Annotated in this window: 3 protein-coding genes and 1 riboswitch; all 3 genes read left to right on the top strand. The window is 72.5% G+C overall.

Going from position 1 to position 3655, the window contains the following annotated elements:
• The first annotated feature begins 294 nt into the window (after positions 1–294).
• Complete coding sequence (locus B7L92_RS31335) at positions 295–669, top strand: hypothetical protein (RefSeq protein WP_081240707.1); 375 nt, start codon at positions 295–297, stop codon at positions 667–669.
• Between the two features lie 27 nt (positions 670–696).
• Entirely contained in the window at positions 697–1881 is a 1185-nt protein-coding gene (locus tag B7L92_RS31330; RefSeq protein WP_081240706.1) for a glutathionylspermidine synthase family protein, read from the top strand.
• A 101-nt stretch (positions 1882–1982) separates the two neighbouring features.
• A riboswitch (ZMP/ZTP riboswitch) is annotated at positions 1983–2081 on the top strand.
• A 31-nt stretch (positions 2082–2112) separates the two neighbouring features.
• Positions 2113–3561 carry a glycine hydroxymethyltransferase gene (locus B7L92_RS31325; RefSeq protein WP_081240705.1) on the top strand — a complete coding sequence of 483 codons (1449 nt, stop codon included), beginning with the start codon at positions 2113–2115 and terminating at the stop codon, positions 3559–3561.
• The last annotated feature ends 94 nt before the right edge of the window (positions 3562–3655 follow it).

The raw sequence follows: 3655 nt of genomic DNA, 5'->3' as shown, positions 1-3655 counted from the left end.
CCGCTGGTGTCCGCCGCCGGGGACGCCCGTGAGGACGCCCTGGTCGTCGGCTACGCGACCCCACCGGACCACGCCTGGGCGAGCACGCTGGAGGCGCTGTGCCGGGCACTGCCCTGACCGGTGTCCGGACCAAAGGCGCACTCGGTGCCAAACGCCGCCGAACGGCGGCGCGGGCAGGCCCGGGGACAGGGGGCTCCTGTACGCGCCGTCCGGCCGGTCCCTAGGCTGTCCGCCGCAAGCCGGGGAACGGAGGCCCGGCGGCGGACACCAGCGGCACACGGGGGAGTGAAGGGCATGGCGGAGACACGGCGACGGCTGAGGTCCAGCACGGTGGTGCTGGGCGGCATGGGCGTCCTCGCGACGGCCCTGTCCGCGTGCGGGTCGGACCCGGACCGGCGCTGCGTGGACCGGAACAGCTACGACTACCTCAACGGCTACCGGGTCGTCGCCGACAAGAACTGCAAGACCACCGGGTCCTCCGGGTCCTCCGGGTCCTCCGGGTCCTTCGGCTCCACCGGCAAGGGCCGCAAGAGCGGCACCGTCGACGCCGACTGGTACTACGACGCCGAGGTCGACCGCGGCTACGCCGACCACGGCACCTTCAGCCGCAGCGAGGCCGTCGACCGGGGAGGCTTCGGCTGCTCCGGGAGCGGCAGCGGCGGCGGCTGAGCGCCCCGCCGACCGAAGGACAGGCCCGTGGAACGCCGCACCATCGAGCCCCGCCCCGGCTGGCAGCAGACCGTCGAGGAACAGGGGCTCATCTACCCCCTCACCCGCTACCCGGACGGCTCCCTGCACCCCTACTGGGACGAGAGCGCCCACTACGTCTTCACCCTGGAGGAGGTCGAGGCGCTGGAGGAGGTCGTCGAGGAACTGCACCGCATGTGCCTCGAGGCCGCCGACCACATCGTCGCCGCCGACCGCTTCGCCGACCTGGGCATCACCGACCCGCGCATCGCCCGCGCGGTCGCCGAGGCCTGGCACCGCCGCGCCGAACTCCCCTCCCTGTACGGCCGTTTCGATCTCCACTACGACGGCACCGGACCCGCGAAGCTCCTGGAGTACAACGCCGACACCCCGACCTCCCTGGTGGAGGCCGCCTCGCCCCAGTGGTTCTGGATGGAGGAGCGCTTCCCCGGCGCCGACCAGTGGAACTCCCTGCACGAACGCCTCGTCGACGCCTGGCGCGAGCAGGCCGCCCTCCTCCCGCCGGGCAGCCCCCTGTACTTCGCCCACTCCTCCGCCGACGAACTCGGCGAGGACCTCATGACCGTCGCCTACCTCAAGGAGACCGCCGAGCAGGCCGGCCTCGACACCGACTGGATCTCCATGGAGGAGATCGGCTGGGACCGCCTCTCCGGCCGCTTCGTCGACAACAAACTGCGCTTCATCCGCAGCATCTTCAAGCTCTACCCCTGGGAATGGCTCACCACCGACCGCTTCGCCGGCCACGTCCTCGACACCCTCGACAACGGCGGCGGCACCGGAAGCACCCTGTGGATCGAACCCGCCTGGAAGATGCTGCTCAGCAACAAGGCCCTGCTGGCGATCCTCTGGGAGCTCCACCCCGGTCACCCCAACCTCCTCCCCGCCCACCTCGACGGCCCCCGCGACCTGGCCGGCACCACCGGCTATGTCGCCAAGCCCCTGCTGGGCCGCGAGGGAGCCGGCGTGACCCTCCACGAGCCCGGCGCCGCCCCCGTCGTCCGCGACGAACCCTGCTGCTACCAGCAACTCGCCCCCCTGCCCGCCTTCGACGGCAACCACGTCGTCCTGGGCGCCTGGGTCGTCGGGAACGAGGCCGCCGGCCTCGGCATCCGCGAATCCTCCGGCCTGGTGACCGACGAGTACGCCCGCTTCCTGCCCCATGTGATCCTGTGAATCCGTGACCCCGCGCACCCCGGGGCCGGGGCCGGGGTCCGGCCGGGCGACCCGCATGGTGGACGCGCGGAACCTCCTCCCGGCCGCTCCCGGTAGGCTGACCCGCGGGCCGTGACTGGCGCGCTGGGATGGGACCGACCATCGGGGAGCGGCCCCTGGGCACCGCCCAGCACCGAGTGCCGTGCGCCTGGGCCGTACCGTGAACGCCGACGCCACGTCCGGAGGTCCCTCATGTCAGCCGAGCCCCTCTCCACCGCTTCCACCGCCTTCCGCTCCGCCCTCGACGTGATCCGCGCCGTCGAGCCGCGCGTCGCCGACGCCATCGGCCAGGAGGTCGCCGACCAGCGCGAGATGCTCAAGCTGATCGCCTCCGAGAACTACGCCTCCCCGGCCACCCTCCTGGCGATGGGCAACTGGTTCAGCGACAAGTACGCCGAGGGCACCGTCGGCCGCCGCTTCTACGCCGGCTGCCGCAACGTCGACACCGTCGAGTCGCTCGCCGCCGAACACGCCAAGGAGCTGTTCGGCGCCCGCCACGCCTACGTCCAGCCGCACTCCGGCATCGACGCCAACCTCGTCGCCTTCTGGGCCGTGCTCGCCGACCGCGTGGAGGCCCCCTTCCTCGAGAAGACCGGCGTCCGCCAGATCAACGACCTCTCCGACGCCGACTGGGCCGAACTGCGGCAGGCCTTCGGCAACCAGCGCATGCTCGGCATGTCCCTGGACGCCGGCGGCCACCTCACCCACGGCTTCCGCCCGAACATCTCCGGCAAGATGTTCGACCAGCGCTCCTACGGCACCGACCCGGCCACCGGACTCATCGACTACGACGCCCTGCGCGCCCAGGCCCGCGAGTTCAAGCCGCTGATCATCGTCGCCGGCTACTCCGCCTACCCCCGTCTGGTGAACTTCCGGATCATGCGCGAGATCGCCGACGAGGTCGGCGCCACGCTCATGGTCGACATGGCCCACTTCGCGGGTCTGGTCGCCGGCAAGGTGCTCACCGGAGACTTCGACCCGGTCCCGCACGCCCAGATCGTCACCACCACCACCCACAAGTCGCTGCGCGGCCCGCGCGGCGGCATGGTCCTGTGCGACGACTCCCTCAAGGACCAGGTCGACCGCGGCTGCCCGATGGTCCTCGGCGGCCCGCTCCCGCACGTCATGGCCGCCAAGGCGGTCGCCCTGGCCGAGGCCCGCCAGGAGTCCTTCCGCGACTACGCCCGGCGCATCGTCGACAACTCCCGCGCCCTCGCCGAGGGCCTGATGAGCCGCGGCGCCACCCTGGTCACCGGCGGCACCGACAACCACCTCAACCTGATCGACGTCACCACCTCCTACGGCCTCACCGGCCGCCAGGCCGAGGTCGCCCTGCTCGAGTCGGGCATCGTCACCAACCGCAACGCCATCCCGGCCGACCCCAACGGCGCCTGGTACACCTCCGGCATCCGCGTCGGCACCCCCGCGCTGACCACGCGCGGCCTGGGCACCGCGGAGATGGACGAGGTCGCCGGCCTCATCGACCGCGTCCTCACCACCACGGAGCCCGGCACCACGAGCAAGGGCGCCCCGTCCAAGGCCCAGCACATCCTCGACCCGAAGATCGCGGACGAGATCTCCCGCCGCGCCACCGACCTCGTGGCCGGCTTCCCGCTCTACCCGGAGATCGACCTCGGCTGACGCCCCGGGCGCCCGGCGACCGACCTCACCCCGGCCCTTCCCACCCCAGGGCGGCCCGGCCGCACGCCGGCCGCCGTGGGGCGGGTCCGGGGGG

Source organism: Streptomyces viridosporus (genome assembly GCF_002078235.1).
In the GTDB taxonomy this organism is placed as follows: domain Bacteria; phylum Actinomycetota; class Actinomycetes; order Streptomycetales; family Streptomycetaceae; genus Streptomyces; species Streptomyces viridosporus.
Note: the sequence above shows the minus strand (reverse complement) of the source record. Positions and strands in the feature narration are given on the sequence as shown.